This window comes from Streptomyces sp. NPDC042102, from assembly GCF_055582305.1.
Genome location: NZ_JBVJDL010000003.1, coordinates 759,938 through 775,439 on the forward strand (window position 1 = coordinate 759,938; position 15,502 = coordinate 775,439).

The window sequence follows — 15,502 nt, forward strand, 5'->3', positions numbered from 1 at the left end:
CCTCCTCGAAAGTTGTCCACAGGCCGCGCCCATTTGTGATACGAGATGGCAGGACTTCGGTCAGGGCCACCGGGTACGGTCGTGGCGTGTCCGCCGAACCACCGCCCCGCGCCGTCGAAGTCCGCCGGAGCGCGCGCCGCCGCAGGACCGTGTCCGCCTACCGCGAGGGTGACCGTACGGTCGTGCTCATCCCTGCCCGGATGTCCGAGGCCGAGGAGCAGCGCTGGGTGGGCGTCATGCTCGACAAGCTGGCCGCGCAGGAGAGCCGGCGGACCCTCGGCGACACGGAACTCACCGAACGCGCCGACCGTTTGTCCGAGCAGTACTTCAGCGGCCGCGCCCGCCCCCGCACCGTCCGCTGGGTCACCAACCAGAACACCCGCTGGGGGTCGTGCACCCCGGCCGAGGGCAGCATCCGGCTCTCCCACCGCCTGCAGGGCATGCCGGAGTACGTCGTCGACTACGTGCTGCTGCACGAGCTGGCCCACCTGCTGGTGCCCGGCCACGGCCCGCGGTTCTGGCAGCTGCTGGAGGCCTACCCGCGCACCGAGCGGGCCCGCGGCTACCTGGAGGGCGTGGCCGCCGCCGACCGGCTGCCCAAGGTCCCGGCCGCGCGCGAGGAATGAGACTCCTTCGTGACATGTACCGGGTTCGTACCGGGCTTGGCTCGATGTCATCGATTGCCGTTAGCCTGACGAGCACGCATTCATCGTCGGGATGGGGGACGGTCGTTACGTATGGCCAGGGAATTCCAACGCGGCCACAAGGCCAAGATCAGTGATCTCACGGCAGGTACTGATCTGTACGTCGGCGTGCAGATCTCCGGCCCGGGGATGACCTTCGACATCAGCTGCTTCGGCCTCGACGCCGACGAGCGGTTGTCGGACGACCGCTACTTCATCTTCTTCAACCAGCCCAAGTCGCCGGAGGAGTCCCTCCAGCTGCTGGGCGCGCAGGCCGGTGACAGCGAATCCTTCCGGGTGACTCTGGACCGCATCCCGGCGAACATCCACAAGCTGTCCTTCACCGCCACCATCGACGGCGCCGGGCAGATGTCGCAGATCGGTCCCGGCTACATCCGCATCGTCGCGGGCGGCGAGGAAGTGGTCCGCTACTCCTTCACCGGCTCGGAGTTCACCACCGAGCGCGCCGTCATGCTCGGCGACTTCTACCTCAAGGACGTCTGGCGCTTCGCCGCCGTCGGCCAGGGCTTCGACGGCGGCCTGGAGGCCCTGCTGAAGAACTTCGGTGGCGAGGTCGCCGAGGAGGAGGCCCCGGCCGCCGCCCCGGCCGTCCCGCCGCAGGCCGCGACCCCGTCGTTCGCGCCGCCCGCCTTCGCCGCCCCGCCCGGTGGGGCGGCGGCGCCCCCGCCGCCGCCCGCCCCGCAGCACCACACGCCGCCGGCCCCGGCTCCGTACGCTCCGCCGGCCCAGCCCGTGCACACGGCGCCGACGATGGCGGCGCCCCTCGCCCCGGCGCCAGCGCCCGCCCCGCAGCACACGCCGCCGCCGGCCCCGGCTCCGTACGCGCAGCCGCAGGCACCGCAGCAGCCGCAGGCTCCGTACGGCCAGCCGCCGCAGGCCCCCTACGGGCAGCCGCCGCAGCCCTCGTACGGCCAGGTGCCCGGCCAGCCGCCGGCCCCCGCGCCGTACGGCCAGGCCCCGCAGGCACCGCACGCCGCCCCGTATGGCCAGCCCCCGCAGGCCGCCCCGTACGGCGGTCAGCCGCCCGCCCCGGGCCTCGCCCCGCAGGCACCCGGCGCCCCCGGGCTCACCGCGGCCCTCCAGGTCTACAAGGAGGCGCCCACCGGCGCCCGCTGGACCCCGCAGAACCAGCAGCTCATGCGCGTGGACCTGTCGATGGGCGGCCAGCCCGTCCTCGCCCGGCAGGGCAGCATGGTCCTCTACCAGGGCAAGGTCGACTTCAGCTACAAGGGCGCGGGCTTCGCCGGCCGCATCGTCGGCAACGCCACCGGCCAGGAGATGCAGCTGATGCGCTGCACCGGCCGCGGCCAGGTCTTCCTCGCCGAGAACGGCGCGCACCTGCACGCCATCGAGCTCCAGGGCGACGCCATCTGCGTCTCCGCCGAGAACGTCCTCGCCTTCGACGAGAGCCTCCAGCACGAGGTCCGGCGCATCGAGGGCCACGGCATCCCCGGCGGCGCGCTGTTCACCATGCAGTTCCAGGGCACCGGCACGGTCATCGTCAAGACCCACGGCGTCCCGGTCGTGCTGCCCGTCACGCCGACCACCTTCGCCGACAGCAACGCCATCGTGGCCTGGTCCGCCGGCGCACAGGTGATCATCTCCAGCCAGGTCCGGCTGCGGCGCAACGCCTACCCCGGCCACAGCGGCGAGACCGTGAACCTCCAGTTCCGCGGCGCGCCCGGCAACTTCATCGTCGTCCAGCCCTACGAGGTCTGAGGGAGCCCGTCATGAACGCAATGAACCAGCAGCTCGCGGGCTACGCCCCGACCCCCGCCGCGGCGCGCATGGAGAACCACGGCCGCGCCATGCTCAAGGTCGCCATGCAGACCGGCCACGACCTCTTCGCACGCACCGGATCGATGGTCGCGTACGAGGGGTTCGTGCAGTACGAGCCCAACCCGCCCGCCGTCCGCCAGATGGCCTCGCAGTGGCTCACCGGCGAGGGCGCCCCGCTGATGAAGTGCACCGGCGACGGCCTGCTCTACCTCGCCGACTACGGCGCGGACGTCGTCGTCATCAACCTCAACAACGACGCCCTCTCCGTCAACGGCACCAACCTCCTCGCCTTCGACGCCCACCTCCAGTGGGGCGTCGAGCGGGTCAAGGGCATGGCCAAGTTCGCCGGCCAGGGCCTGTTCAACGTGCAGGTGGCCGGCACCGGCTGGGTCGCCCTGACCTCGCGCGGCACGCCGATCGTCGTCGACTGCGGCCGCGGCGACGACGAGACGTACGTCGACCCGGACGCCCTCGTGGCCTGGTCGCCCAACCTCAAGGTCAAGGGCAAGCGCAGCTTCAAGGCCTCGTCGATGATCGGCCGGGGCAGCGGGGAGGCCTACCAGATGGCCTTCTCCGGCCAGGGCATCGTCGTCGTACAGCCGAGCGAGGACAGCACCGACCGGCTCCGGGCCCGGGGCTGAGGGGGAGCGGACAGATCATGCAGAGCGCACTTTTCAGCCACACCGAGCAGCAGTCCCAGGACCGCTACGTGATCCAGAACCCGCAGCTGCTGCGGGTCTCCCTCACCGGGCAGGACGACGTCCTCGCCCGCAAGGGCGCCATGGTCGCGTACCAGGGGCTGATCGACTTCGACGGCGAGTACCAGAGCGGCAACCAGCGGCGCGCCCACAGCCGCACCGGCGAGGGCCTCGACCTGATGCGCTGCTCCGGCCAGGGCACCGTCTACTTCGCCAACCTCGCGCAGAACGTCCACGTCGTGGACGTCGACCAGGACGGTCTCACGGTGGACAGCGCCTACGTCCTGGCGCTGGACTCCACGCTGCACACCGAGGTCATCGCGGTCGACAGCCAGTACGGAATCTCCGGCTCGGGCAAGTACCAGCTGAACATCACCGGCCGCGGCAAGGTCGCGCTGATGACCTCCGGCCAGCCGCTGATGCTCCAGATCACGCCCGACAAGTACGTCAACGTCGACGCGGACGCGATCGTCGCCTGGTCCACCTCGCTGCGCGTGCAGATGCAGGCGCAGACCCACTCCAGCGGGGTGTGGCGGCGCCGCGGCAACACCGGCGAGGGCTGGGAGCTCAGCTTCCTCGGCCAGGGCTTCGCGCTGGTCCAGCCCAGCGAGCTGCTGCCGCCGCAGAACGCCCAGCTCGGCCAGGGCCTCGCCGCACAGTACGGCGTGGGCCAGCAGGGCGCCCACGCGCAGAACCAGAACAACGCCTGGAACTAGCCGGACGGGCCGGCCGGACGGGCCGGGTACGACGAGGGGCGGTCCCGCATCCATCGATGCGCGACCGCCCCTCGTCGCTCGGGCGCTCCGTGTGCTCCGGTCGCGCTTCGGACGCGACGCCGCTAGGGCCCGTCCGGCGGCACGCTCACAGGCGCGCCCGCGTCGCCTCCAGCAGCCGGACGACCGAGGTGTCGGCCACGCCCGCCACCTCGTCGTACGCGAACCAGCGCAGGTCCAGCGACTCGTCGCTGATCTCCGCCACCGCCTCCGCCGGCGCGAGCGCCGCGTACTGCACGTCCAGGTGCCAGTTGCAGGGGGCCGGGATGGGGTGCCGGTCCAGCCGCACCGGTCCGCCGGGCAGCAGCGCCAGCCCCGCGGCGATGCCCGACTCCTCGCGGGCCTCGCGCAGCGCGGCCCCCGCCAGGGTGGTGTCCTCGGGCTCGCAGTGCCCGCCCATCTGCAGCCACATGCCCAGCTTCTTGTGCAGGGTCAGCAGCACCCGCCCGCGCGCCGGGTCGATCACCAGCGCGCTGGCGGTGACGTGGCCCGCCGAGCAGGGCTTGTAGACCCCGTCCGGGTGTGCCGCCAGGTGCTCCAGGTACACGTCGCGGAGCTCGGGCTGGGCCTCGTACGTCTTCAGTACCAGGACCGCGTCCTCGTGCAGTGTCACTTCTGCTCGTCGCCCTTGCCCTCGTCGCCGCCCTGGACGTCGCCCTGGTCGTCGCGCTTCTGCGCCGCCTCGCCGAGCATCTTGTCGATCTCGGAGAAGTCCAGCTGCTCGCGGTGCACGAAGCCGTCCGGGTCGTCCAGGTCGGACGCGGTCGGCAGCATGTCCGGGTGCTCCCACAGCCCGTCGCGCCCGTCCACGCCCCGCGCGTCGGTCAGCGAGGCCCACAGCCGCGAGGCGTCCCGCAGCCGGCGCGGCCGCAGCTCCAGGCCGATCAGCGTGGCGAAGGTCTGCTCGGCCGGACCGCCCGAGGCGCGCCGCCGGCGCAGGGTCTCGCGCAGCGCGTCCGCCGAGGTCAGACGGGGCTTGGCGGCCTCGTGCACCACGGCGTCCACCCAGCCCTCGACCAGCGCGAGCGCGGTCTCCAGGCGGGCCAGCGCGGCCTTCTGCTCCGGGGTGTCCTGCGGCTGGAACATGCCGCCCTGGAGGGCCTCCTGCAGCTGCTCGGGGTTGGTCGGGTCGAGCTGGCCGACCACGTCCTCCAGCTTGGACGTGTCGACCTTGATCCCGCGCGCGTAGCCCTCGACCGCGCCGAACAGGTGCGAGCGCAGCCACGGCACGTGCGCGAAGAGCCGCTGGTGGGCCGCCTCGCGCAGGGCGAGGTAGAGCCGCACCTCGTCGGAGGGCACGCCCAGGTCCTTGCCGAAGGCCTCGATGTTCAGCGGCAGCAGCGCCGCCCGCCCGGCCGGGCCCAGCGGCAGGCCGATGTCGGTGGAGCCGACGACCTCGCCCGCGAGCACGCCCACGGCCTGGCCGATCTGCTGGCCGAACATGGCGCCGCCCATGGAGCGCATCATGCCCAGCAGCGGGCCCGCCATGGCCTGCATCTCCTCGGGCAGCACCTGCCCCATGGCCGCGCCGACCCGCTCGGCGACCGGGTCCACGAGCTCCTTCCACACCGGAAGGGTCGCCTCGACCCACTCGGCGCGGCTCCACGCCACCGCCGTGCCGGCGCCCGAGGGCAGCGAGGTCACCCCGTCCAGCCACAGGTCGGCCAGGCGTACGGCCTCCTCGACCGCCGACTTCTCGGCGGGGCCGACGCTGGTGTCCTTCACGCCGTCCGCCGTGCCCTGCGCGACGGTCTGGCGGGCCACGTCCTTGGCCATGTCCCAGTTGACCGGACCGCCCTCGTAGCTGAGCATCTGGCCGAGCTGCTGGAAGGCCGCCCCGAGGTCGTTCGGGTTCATCGAGCCGAACATCGCGGCGAACGGATTGTCGGCGCCACCGGGCATACCGGGCATGCCCGGCATACCGGGGCCGAAGCCGAACGGATTGGCCGGCCCGCCCTGGCCACCGCCCTGGTTGCCCTTCTTCTTGCCCTCGTCGCCGTTCTCCGGCTCCTCCGGCGGAAGGCCGAATCCGAATGGGGTGTCACTCACGGGTTTCCTCGGCTCGTAGGGCCGCCGGCGGGCGCCGGCGGGCAATGGTCCGACAACACACCCAGCGTAGACACCCCACCCGCTTCCGGGCTCGGTGCTCCGCCGGCTCCTGGGCTGCGGCAGGATGGACATCACCTGGTAGGTACGCGTCACGACGTGTGCCTACTGAAGACAACCGCTGGAGACGCCTGGTGAGTTCCCCAGATCCGCAGGTTCGCGCGGCGCACGGCGCCGGAAGCCGCCCTGATCGGCACGATCAGGCGGACGGCGTTCGCCAGCCGCGAAACCCGGCCGTGCGCGGTCCGGTCGTGGCCGTGACCGGCGCCGCGGCCGGGGTCGGTGCCGCCCTGGTGGCCCGGCTCGCCGCCTCCGAAGAGGTCAAGCAGGTCGTCGCGATCGACGAGCGGCGCGGCGACTGCGCCGGGGCGCAGTGGCACGTCCTGGACGTACGGGATCCGGCCATCGCCGAGAAGCTGCGCGGCGCGGACGTCGTCGTCCACCTCGCCCTCGACCTCGACCTGGAGACCGACCCGGCGGCGCGCACGGCGTACAACGTGCGCGGTACGCAGACCGTCCTGACGGCCGCCGCGGCGGCCGGGGTCCGGCGCGTGGTGCTGTGCACCTCCGCCATGGTCTACGGAGCGCTGCCGGACAACGACATTCCGTTGTCGGAGGAGGCCGAGCTGCGGGCGACGGCGGAGGCGACCGGCGTCGGCGACCTGCTGGAGATCGAACGCCTGGGCCGCCGGGCGCCGCGCGCCCACCCCGGCCTGAACGTCACGGTGGTCCGCCCCGCCGTCCTCGTCGGCGGCACCGACACCGCGCTGACCCGCTACTTCGAGTCGCCGCGGCTGCTGGTGGTGGCCGGGTCCCGGCCCACCTGGCAGTTCTGTCACGTGGAGGACCTGGTCAGCGCCCTGGAGTACGCGGCGCTGGAGAAGGTCGACGGCGAGCTGGCCGTGGGCTGCGAGGGCTGGCTGGAACAGGAGGAGGTCGAGGAGCTGAGCGGCATCCGCCGCATGGAGCTCCCGTCCGCCGTGGCGCTGGGCGCGGCGGCACGGCTGCACCGCATCGGCCTGACCCCGTCACCGGCCGGGGACCTCGCGTACACGATGTACCCGTGGGTGGTGAGCGTCAGCCGGCTGCACGCGGCGGGCTGGCGGCCCCGGTGGACGAACGAGGAGGTGCTGGCGGAGCTCCTGCAGGAGGTCGCGGGCCGGCACACCGTCGCGGGCCGGCGGCTGGGGCGCAAGGACGCGACGGCCGCGGGCGCCGCGGGCGCGACGGTCGCCCTGCTGGGCGCGGCCGCGGTGGTCCGCCGGGCCCGCAGGCGGCGCGGCATCTGAGCCCCGCCCCCGTTTCCGCCTCCGATGCCTTCGATCCTGCCCCCGCCGGCGCGGCGGGGGCGGCGGGGGCACCGCCGGGCCGCGGCCCCCGCCTGTAGGAGGCTCCACACGCGCTCCGGCGGCACCGGTCGATCCGGCTATTCCGGGATGCCGGGACGTGGTGCACGATGGCGGTATGGCACCGCACTTCGACCACCCCGGTGAGCAGGCCGCATCCGACCCGATCCGGCTGCTGGACATCCGTGACGCCCCGCTCTCGCTGGACGAGGTCTTCCGGGCCGTCGGCGACGACGAGACCGGCGGGACCACGCTCTTCGTCGGCACGGTGCGCAACCACGACGGCGGGGCCGACGTCGACTCCCTCGGCTACTCCTGCCACCCCTCGGCCCTCGCCGAGATGCGCCGCGTCGCCGAGCGCGTCGTCGCCAAGTACCCCGTGCGCGCCCTGGCCGCGGTCCACCGCGTCGGCGACCTCGGGGTGGGCGACATCGCCGTCGTCGTCGCCGTGTCCTGCCCGCACCGCGGCGAGGCCTTCGAGGCGTCCCGGATGCTGATCGACGACCTCAAGCACGAGGTGCCGATCTGGAAGCACCAGCGGTTCTCCGACGGCACGGAGGAATGGGTCGGAGCGTGCTGAACGGGGCACACCGCCACCCGTACGGCCCCGCAACACGCCCTCGATTTGCGTAACCGCGCCCCGGGCCGGAGCGTTGACGTCACGAACCACACGCTCTTGGGGTAGGGAGGCAGGCCATGGCGTCACTGGCGTGGTTGCTCATTCCGCTGTTCGCCGCGATCGGGGCGGCGATATGGGGCAGCTGGGCGGCCCGCGACCGCACGCAGGGGGACATATCCGAGCTCGCGGGCTACGCGCGCTTCCGCGAGGCCATGGACAGGGAAGCCATGGACAGGAACGGCCGGGCCTCCCGGGCCGCGGCGCACTCCGGTTCCGACGCCGTCTGAGGCGTCCCGTGAGAATCCCCTGAGAGTCCGGCGTACGGGCCCCGTACGGACCGGCCCCAGGGGTCGCTCGCCGAAGCCGTCCCGTACTGTCGAGCCATGCCACGCCGCACCGCGACGATGCTCGCCTCCACGCTCATGCTGTTCGCGCTGCTGTGCGCCGGAGTCTTCCTCAAGGTCCCGTACTCCGAGATGAGCCCGGGACCGACGTTCAACACGCTCGGTGACTCCCGGGGCGAGCCGGTGCTGCAGATCTCGGGGCACCAGACGTACCCCACCAGCGGAAATCTGAACATGACCACGGTGCGCGTCACCGGCGCGGACTACGAGATGAACCTGCTGGAAGCGGTCTACGGCTGGGTCTCGGGCGAGAACATCGTCGTCCCGCACGAGAACCTGTACCCCAACGGCAAGACCGACAAGGAATCCACGCAGGAGAACGCCGAGGAGTTCAGCCAGTCGCAGGAGAGCGCGAAGGTCGCCGCCCTCAAGCAGATCGGCATCCCGGTCACCGCCCGCGTGGTGGTCTCCTCCGTCGTCAAGGGCAGCCCCGCCGAGGGCAAGCTGCACGCCGGTGACGTGGTCAAGGCCGTCGACGGGACCGCCGTGAAGGTGCCCGAGGACGTCGCCAAGCTGGTCACCAAGCACAAGGCGGGCGAGCCGGTCGAGTTCACGGTCGTCCCCGCCAAGGACGCGGCCGCCGCCGAGAAGGCCGGCAAGGAGCCCGAGGGCAGCGAGAAGATCGTGATCAACACGGCGCCCGCCGAGGGCGACGGTCACGCGATCGTCGGCATCCGGGCCGGGACCGACCACACCTTCCCGTTCACCGTGGACATCAAGCTCACCGACGTCGGCGGCCCCAGCGCCGGCCTGATGTTCGCGCTCGGCATCGTCGACAAGCTCACCCCGGGCGAGCTCACCGGCGGGAAGTTCATCGCGGGCACCGGCACCATCGACGACAACGGCAAGGTCGGCCCCATCGGCGGCATCCAGATGAAGACCATCGCCGCCCGCGCGGCCGGCGCCCGGTACTTCCTCACGCCCGCCGAGAACTGCGCCTCGGCCGCGTCCTCCGTACCGGACGGCCTGACCCTGGTGAAGGTCGGCACGATCGACGACGCGATGAAGGCGCTCGACAAGATCGGCAAGGGGGACACGGCCGGGCTGACGCAGTGCACGGTGAAGTAGCACGCGCGTACCGGCCGTGACCGAGGCGGCCGGCCCCCCGAGGTGTCCGGCGGGCCGGGGGCGATCCGCCGGGCCGGGGGACCGGTCCGCCGGGCACCGTCAGGCGAAGGTCGCCGCCAGCGCCTCCGCCAGGCCCGGCACCAGCCCGGCCCCGGTCAGGACCTCGCTCGAGGAGTCCTTCTCCCGCAGCCGTACGGCCGACTCGCGCGAGCCGTCGCGCAGCACGGCCACCGTCAGGCGGACCTCCTGCCGCTCCGGGTGCCCGGCGACCCACTTGGCCAGCTGCTTGTCGCTCATCCCCGTCGGTACGGCGGCCTCCGCGGACGGCGGCAGCATCAGCCGCTCGACCGTGAGCGCGCAGCCCACGACCGAGGCGGGCCAGGCGATGGTGCCCAGGAACTTGTCCAGAGCGGCCCCGGCGGGCAGCTCGTCCTGCTCGATCGGGGTGTAGTGGGCCTTGCCCGCGTCGTCGTGGTCGGGACCGAGCTGGCGGGCGAGCCGGGGCTCCTGCGAGCGCAGCCTGGCGGTGTCGACCAGGGCGAACAGCCGGGCGGGCCGGTCCCAGCCGAGGGTGGAGGCGTACTCGTCGATTTCGAGCACGGCACGGGTCAGCGGGCTGGCCGCCATCGGGGTGCCGGAGGGGGAAACGTTGGACATGGACAACATCCTGCCTCGTTTCCCCCGCATACCGGGAACTGACTAAGGCCTCCGTAAGTTGCATGAGTGGGCCGTACCATCAGGGCCCGCAAGCAGACACTCGCGACTTTCGAGGTGCGCACCTTGGCTTTCCAGATGCCGGACCGCGGCGGAGGCCCCTCCGGGCCACGGATCAGAGTCGGCCGCCCGTCCCGGCGCGCCCGCACTCTTCTCATGACCCTGGGCGTCCTCGCCGTCCTGGCCATGGCCTTCATCATGTTCGCGGGCTTCTGGACCGACTGGCTCTGGTTCCGCTCGGTGAAGTACTCCACGGTCTTCACCACCACCCTGTGGACCAAGATCGGGCTGTTCGCCGTGTTCGGCCTGCTGATGGCCGGTGCCGTCGGGCTGAACATCTGGCTGGCCCACCGGCTGCGGCCGCCGCTGTCGGCGATGTCGGTGGAGCAGCAGAGCCTCGACCGCTACCGGATGGGCATCGCGCCGTACAAGAAGTGGCTGCTGCTGGGCATCGCCGCGCTCGTCGGCCTGATCGCGGGCGCCTCGGCGGCAGGCCAGTGGAAGACCTGGCTGATGTACATGAACGGGGTGCCGTTCGGTACGAAGGACCCCCAGTTCAACCTGGACGTGTCGTTCTACGCGTTCGACCTGCCCTGGTACCGCTTCCTGCTCGGTTTCGGCTTCGCCGCCGCCGTGCTCTCGCTGATCGCCGCCGCCGTCGTGCACTACCTGTACGGCGGGCTGCGCCTGACCAGCCCCGGCGCCCGCGCCACCGCCGCGGCCACCGGGCACCTGTCGGTGCTGCTCGGCCTCTTCGTCACGCTCAAGGCCGTGGCGTACTGGCTCGACCGGTACGGCCTGGCCGTGAAGTCCAGCGACTTCAAGGCGGCGGACAACTGGACGGGCCTGCGCTACGTCGACGCCAACGCCTACCTGCCGGCCAAGACCATCCTCTTCTGCATCGCCGCGATCTGCGCCGCGCTGTTCTTCGCGACGCTGTGGCGCCGCACCTGGCAGCTGCCGGTCATCGGCTTCGGCCTGATGGTGCTGTCGGCGATCCTGATCGGCGGGCTCTACCCGGCGATCGTGCAGAAGTTCCAGGTCCAGCCGAACGAGCAGGCCAAGGAATCGCCGTACGTCGAGAAGAACCTCAAGGCGACCCGGGACGCGTACGGGATCGCCGGGACCGAGGTCAAGGACTACCCGGGCGTCCCGCGGACCGAGGACAAGAGCAAGCTGCGGCAGGCCGCCGACACCACGGCCAGCATCCGCCTGCTCGACCCGAACATCGTCTCGCCGGCGTTCCAGCAGCTCCAGCAGGTCAAGGGCTACTACGCCTTCCCGTCCACGCTGGCCGTGGACCGCTACAGCGGCCAGGACACGGTCATCGGGCTGCGTGAGCTGAACATCGGCGGCATCCCGAAGAACAACTGGATCAACGACCACTTCCGCTACACCCACGGTTACGGCGTGGTCGCGGCCAAGGGCACCACGGCCGCGGCCGACGGCTCGCCCGACTTCACCCAGTCCGACCTGCCCTCCAAGGGACAGTTCGGCACGGGCTTCGAGCAGCGCATCTACTACGGCGAGCAGACGAAGCAGTACTCGATCGTCGGCGGTCCGCAGAAGGAGCTCGACTACTCCGACGACAAGGGTGAGAAGGAGACGCGGTACGAGGGCAAGAGCGGCGTCAGCCTCGACAACCCGGTCAACCGCGCCGCGTACGCGCTCGCCTTCAGCGAGCCCCAGATCCTGTACTCGGGCGCCATCGGCGAGGGCTCGCGGATCCTGTACAACCGCACGCCCAAGGAGCGCGTCGAGGCCGTCGCGCCGTGGCTGACCATCGACGGCGCGCCGTACCCGGCGGTCATCGACGGCCGGGTCAAGTGGATCGTCGACGCGTACACGACGTCCAACGGCTACCCGTACGCCTCGCGCACCACGCTCGGCCAGTCGACCGCGGACTCGCTCACCAACAGCCAGCGGGCGGTGGTGGCCCAGGAGAACCAGGTCAACTACATCCGCAACTCGGTGAAGGCCACCGTCGACGCGTACGACGGCACGGTCAGCCTCTACCAGTGGGACACCCAGGACCCGGTCCTCAAGACCTGGATGAAGGCGTTCCCGGGCACGGTCAAGCACAAGGACGAGATCCCCAAGGCGCTCAAGGACCACCTGCGCTACCCGCAGGACCTCTTCAAGGTCCAGCGCGAGCTGCTGACCCGCTACCACGTCACCGACCCGCAGACCTTCCTCAGCGGCAGCGAGGCGTGGGCGGTCCCGGACGACCCGACGACCAAGGCCGGCACGGCGGTCCCGCCGTACTACCTGTCGATGAAGATGCCGGACCAGAAGGAGAAGGACCAGGTCTTCTCCCTCACCACCACGTTCACGCCGAACGGGCGGCCCAACCTGAGCGCCTTCATGGCGGTCAACGCCGATCCGGGCACGGCCGACTACGGCAAGATCAGCATCCTGAAGCTGCCGACGAGCCGGCCGGTGGACGGTCCCACGCAGGTGCAGAGCAAGTTCAACTCCGAACCCAAGATCGCCGAGTCGATCCGTCTGCTGCGCGGCGGTGACTCCGAGGTCGAGTACGGAAACCTGCTCTCGGTACCGCTGGACGGCGGGATGCTCTACGTCGAGCCGGTCTACGTCCGCAGCTCCGGCCTGAAGTACCCGCTGCTGCGCAAGGTGCTGGTGACCTACGGCGGCCAGACGGCCTTCGAGGACACCCTGGAGAAGGCGCTGAACGTGGTCTTCGGGGCCGAGGCGCCGACGGTGCCCACCACGCCGACCCCGCCCACGACCCAGCCGGGCGACGGCACCGCCAAGCCGCCGGTCGTGCAGGACCCGACCGTCAAGGCGGCGCTCTCCGATGCGCAGAAGGCCATCGAGGACGCCGACAAGGCGCGGCAGGCCGGTGACTGGGCCGCGTACGGCAAGGCGCAGGAGGACCTGAAGGCGGCGCTGAAGCGGGCGATCGACGCGGAGGCGAAGCTGACGCCGCCGGCCCAGGCGCCGAAGTCGGGCGGATAGCGGCGGCAGAAACCGATGCAAGGCTTTGTTCCGCGTCGTGATACCTTGGTTTCACCGACGCGGGGTGGAGCAGCTCGGTAGCTCGCTGGGCTCATAACCCAGAGGTCGCAGGTTCAAATCCTGTCCCCGCTACTGCAGATGAAGGCCCGGATCCTTGGGATCCGGGCCTTTGTCGTGCCTGTTGCGCGACGGTCTCGTGCCTGTGACGAGACCGGGACGGACACGGCGTCGCTGGGGCGGGTGAGTTGGGATCGCCGCGTGTTTGACTTGTCTCTCTGTGGGCATGTCGACAAAACGCTGTAGGGACGACCTCACTGGCTGCGACATACCAGGTGTACGCGGGTAGCAGGTGATGCGACGATGGGATTTATGGGGGACAGGTCAACTCTGCTGGAGACAGGGCGGTTTGTGCGGGCGGAATCCAAGGAGGCCAACGAGGCGGCTCCGGCCGTGGACACGGACAACGCACTGACCGATGCGGCGTTCGTGGACACGGTGCTCGGTGACGGCGATGCCGCCGACGCCGAGCTGGAGGCGCGCCACCGTGCTGCCGCCGACAAGGGCGACCCGGGCGCGATGAGCGTGCTCGGGGCGCTGCTGCTGCGCCGCGGGGACCTGGCGGGGGCCGAGCCGTACCTGCGCGGGGCGACCGCCGAGGGTGACCGGGCCGCCGCGAACAACCTGGGCGTCCTGCTGCACCAGCGGGGCTACCCCGACGAGGCCGCGGGCTGGTGGCGCGTCGCCGCCGTCGCCGGATCGGCGCCCGCCGCGCACGCGCTGGGCCGGCACTTCCGCGAGCGCGGCGACGAGCCGGCCGCCGAGTACTGGCTGCGGCAGGCGGCGGAATCCGGCCATGCGCTGGGCGCGTACGGGCTGGCCGATCTGCTGGAGCACCGCGGCGACAAGGGCGCCGAGCGGTGGCTGCGGGCCGCCGCCGAGCAGGGGCACCGCGAGGCGGCGTACCGGCTCGCCCGGATCCTGCGCCGCCGCGAGCCGGCCGAGGCCGAGCAGTGGTACCGGCAGGCCGCCGCGCGCGGCCACCGCCGGGCCGCCCTGCACCTGGGCGCGCTGCTGGAGGCGCGCGGCGAGCTGAAGGAGGCGGGGCGCTGGTACCTGACCTCGGCCAAGCAGGGCGAGGCCCGCGCGGCCTGCGCCCTGGGCTTCCTGCTGCGGGACGCCGGGGACGAGGACAACGCCGCCGCCTGGTGGCACCGGGCCGCCCAGGACGGCGACGGCAACGCCGCCAACGCGCTGGGCGCGCTGCACGCCGCCCGCGGCGAGACCCAGACCGCCGAGCGCTGGTACCGGGCCGCCATGGACGCGGGCGACCAGAACGGGGCGTACAACCTCGCTCTGCTGTGCGCCGCGCAGGAGCGGACGGCGCAGGCCGAGCAGTGGTACCGGCGGGCCGCGTACGCAGGCCACCGCGAGGCCGCCAACGCGCTGGCGATCCTGCTCCTCCAGGGCGGGGACGCGGCGGGGGCCGAGCCGTGGTTCTCCAAGGCGGCGGAGGCGGGCAGCGTGGACGCCGCGTTCAACCTGGGCATCCTCTTCGCCAGCCGCGACGAGGACGAGATGGCCCTGCGCTGGTACGAGCGCGCGGCCGCGGCCGGGCACACCGACGCCGCGCTCCAGGTCGGCATCGCCCTGGTCCGCGACGGCGAGGAGCAGGCCGCCGAACGGCACCTGCGCTGCGCGGCGGGCGGGGGCAGCGCGGAGGCGGCGTTCCGCCTGGCCGCCCTGCTGGAGTCGCTGGCGCCGCCGCCGGAGGCGCCCGCGCTGGGCGAGCCGGTCGCGGGTCCGCGCAGCGAGAGCGAGGAGTGGTACGAGCGGGCGGCCGAGCAGGGCCACCGGCGGGCGCAGGTCCGGGTCGGCATGCTGGCCGCCGGGCGCGGCGACCTGGCCGTGGCGGCCCGCTGGTACCGCGAGGCGGCGGAGGCGGGCTCGCGCAACGGGGCGTTCAACCTGGGCCTGCTGCTGGCGCGCGAGGGAAGCGAGCCCGAGGCGGCCCTGTGGTGGACCCGGGCCGCGGTCGCGGGCCACGGCCGCGCGGCCCTGCGGCTGGGGCTGCTGGCGGCGCGCCACGGGGACCTGGCGGAGGCGCAGAAGTGGTGCGTCCGCGCCATGGAGCTGGGCCCGTCCGAAGTGGCGGCCCGCGCCGCCCGCCTCCGCGAAGCCCTGGCGGCAGAACTGTCGGCCTAACCCGGCCCCGGGGTCCCGCCCCCCGGCCCCGCCCCGGGCCCCGGCCCGGATGCCGTCCGGGCGTTGGGGGCGGTCGTCCTGGTCCGTCCGGTCTCCGGGGTCGGGAGGCC

Annotated in this window: 13 protein-coding genes and 1 tRNA gene; 11 read left to right on the forward strand and 3 right to left on the reverse strand. The window is 72.3% G+C overall.

The window, feature by feature from the left end; translation table 11 throughout:
- Positions 1 to 86 precede the first annotated feature (86 nt).
- The 4 genes from ACZ6KO_RS16765 (at position 87) to ACZ6KO_RS16780 (ending at position 3,897) form a co-directional block, all read left to right on the forward strand.
- Positions 87 to 626, forward strand: coding sequence for a M48 metallopeptidase family protein (locus ACZ6KO_RS16765; RefSeq protein WP_469304704.1), 540 nt, complete (start codon positions 87 to 89; stop codon positions 624 to 626).
- Positions 627 to 737: 111 nt separating this feature from the next.
- Positions 738 to 2,423, forward strand: coding sequence for a TerD family protein (locus tag ACZ6KO_RS16770; protein ID WP_469304705.1), 1,686 nt, complete (start codon positions 738 to 740; stop codon positions 2,421 to 2,423).
- 20 nt (positions 2,424 to 2,443) lie between these two features.
- On the forward strand, positions 2,444 to 3,124 hold the full coding sequence (locus ACZ6KO_RS16775) for an AIM24 family protein (protein WP_401454810.1): 681 nt from the start codon (positions 2,444 to 2,446) through the stop codon (positions 3,122 to 3,124).
- 17 nt (positions 3,125 to 3,141) lie between these two features.
- Entirely contained in the window at positions 3,142 to 3,897 is a 756-nt protein-coding gene (locus ACZ6KO_RS16780; protein ID WP_469304706.1) for an AIM24 family protein, read from the forward strand.
- Between the two features lie 145 nt (positions 3,898 to 4,042).
- On the opposite strand, the gene ACZ6KO_RS16785 is transcribed toward ACZ6KO_RS16780, so the two are convergent.
- The gene (locus tag ACZ6KO_RS16785; RefSeq protein WP_469304707.1) at positions 4,043 to 4,567 is read right to left on the reverse strand and encodes an NUDIX hydrolase; all 525 of its coding nucleotides are present in this window, start codon (positions 4,565 to 4,567) and stop codon (positions 4,043 to 4,045) included.
- Positions 4,564 to 6,003, reverse strand: a complete 1,440-nt coding sequence (locus ACZ6KO_RS16790) for a zinc-dependent metalloprotease (protein WP_469304708.1) — start codon at positions 6,001 to 6,003, stop codon at positions 4,564 to 4,566. Before ACZ6KO_RS16790 ends, ACZ6KO_RS16785 begins: the two co-directional genes overlap by 4 nt.
- A gap of 191 nt (positions 6,004 to 6,194) precedes the next feature.
- On the opposite strand from ACZ6KO_RS16790, the gene ACZ6KO_RS16795 reads away from it, so the two are divergent.
- The 4 genes from ACZ6KO_RS16795 (at position 6,195) to ACZ6KO_RS16810 (ending at position 9,497) form a co-directional block, all read left to right on the forward strand.
- Positions 6,195 to 7,349, forward strand: coding sequence for an SDR family oxidoreductase (locus tag ACZ6KO_RS16795; RefSeq protein ID WP_469304709.1), 1,155 nt, complete (start codon positions 6,195 to 6,197; stop codon positions 7,347 to 7,349).
- Between the two features lie 175 nt (positions 7,350 to 7,524).
- The gene (locus ACZ6KO_RS16800; RefSeq protein ID WP_401454682.1) at positions 7,525 to 7,986 is read left to right on the forward strand and encodes a molybdenum cofactor biosynthesis protein MoaE; all 462 of its coding nucleotides are present in this window, start codon (positions 7,525 to 7,527) and stop codon (positions 7,984 to 7,986) included.
- Between the two features lie 116 nt (positions 7,987 to 8,102).
- Positions 8,103 to 8,312, forward strand: a complete 210-nt coding sequence (locus ACZ6KO_RS16805; protein ID WP_469304710.1) for a hypothetical protein — start codon at positions 8,103 to 8,105, stop codon at positions 8,310 to 8,312.
- Between the two features lie 96 nt (positions 8,313 to 8,408).
- On the forward strand, positions 8,409 to 9,497 hold the full coding sequence (locus tag ACZ6KO_RS16810) for a YlbL family protein (RefSeq protein WP_469304711.1): 1,089 nt from the start codon (positions 8,409 to 8,411) through the stop codon (positions 9,495 to 9,497).
- A gap of 99 nt (positions 9,498 to 9,596) precedes the next feature.
- Here the strand turns inward: ACZ6KO_RS16810 and ACZ6KO_RS16815 are convergent, their stop codons facing one another.
- Positions 9,597 to 10,163 (reverse strand): PPA1309 family protein, encoded by a 567-nt coding sequence (locus ACZ6KO_RS16815; RefSeq protein ID WP_469304712.1) that lies wholly within the window; start codon positions 10,161 to 10,163, stop codon positions 9,597 to 9,599.
- Positions 10,164 to 10,289: 126 nt separating this feature from the next.
- On the opposite strand from ACZ6KO_RS16815, the gene ACZ6KO_RS16820 reads away from it, so the two are divergent.
- The 3 genes from ACZ6KO_RS16820 to ACZ6KO_RS16830 all read left to right on the forward strand — a co-directional run bounded on the left by ACZ6KO_RS16820 (position 10,290) and on the right by ACZ6KO_RS16830 (position 15,392).
- Complete coding sequence (locus ACZ6KO_RS16820; RefSeq protein ID WP_469304995.1) at positions 10,290 to 13,190, forward strand: UPF0182 family membrane protein; 2,901 nt, start codon at positions 10,290 to 10,292, stop codon at positions 13,188 to 13,190.
- A 58-nt stretch (positions 13,191 to 13,248) separates the two neighbouring features.
- Positions 13,249 to 13,322: transfer RNA gene (locus tag ACZ6KO_RS16825), tRNA-Met, on the forward strand.
- Positions 13,323 to 13,550: 228 nt separating this feature from the next.
- A complete protein-coding gene (locus ACZ6KO_RS16830; RefSeq protein ID WP_469304713.1) occupies positions 13,551 to 15,392 on the forward strand; it encodes a tetratricopeptide repeat protein in 1,842 nt (613 codons plus the stop codon).
- The last annotated feature ends 110 nt before the right edge of the window (positions 15,393 to 15,502 follow it).